A 565-nucleotide genomic window follows, 5' to 3' on the forward strand; every position below is an offset into this window, starting at 1 on the left:
CTGTCTATTAGGGGCTGACAAAAAATATAAGGAGCGTTATAATATTTTTGTGGAAGCCTAACCTTGGTTCGATTTATTGTATGTAAATTGAATTAAAGGAGGCTTTTTTATGTTTAAAAACAATTTAGCAAGAAAATTTGGCAGTTATGTATTTAAGATTATCAAAAGAAGATGGCGAAAAAACAGAAAGTAACTCTATATCCAATCAAAGAGAAATTATAAACTCTTATGCAAGAAAAAATCAAATTACAATGATCAAAGAGTATGTTGATGATGGATATTCAGGTGCAAATTTTGATCGTCCAAATTTTAAAGAAATGATAAAGGCTGCCTATGATAGAAAGTTCAATACAATTATTGTAAAGGACTTATCAAGATTCGGAAGAGATTATATAGAAGCTGGAAAATATATTCAAAGAATATTTCCGGAAAATGGTATAAGATTTATATCAGTAAATGACAATTACGATAGTAAAAGTGCAGATATAAACGATACACATCTTATACTTCCTATAAAAAACTTCATCAATGATAGTTATTGCCGAGATATTTCCAATAAGGTAAA

General features: G+C 28.3%; 1 protein-coding gene. It reads left to right on the forward strand.

Annotated features, from left to right (window positions below):
* Positions 1–146 precede the first annotated feature (146 nt).
* Positions 147–565: recombinase family protein (locus HMPREF0072_RS10330; RefSeq protein WP_004830361.1), on the forward strand; the 419-nt coding region annotated here is incomplete at its 3' end.

Origin of the sequence: Anaerococcus lactolyticus ATCC 51172 (assembly GCF_000156575.1) — a bacterium.
Classification (GTDB): Bacteria; Bacillota; Clostridia; order Tissierellales; family Peptoniphilaceae; genus Anaerococcus; species Anaerococcus lactolyticus.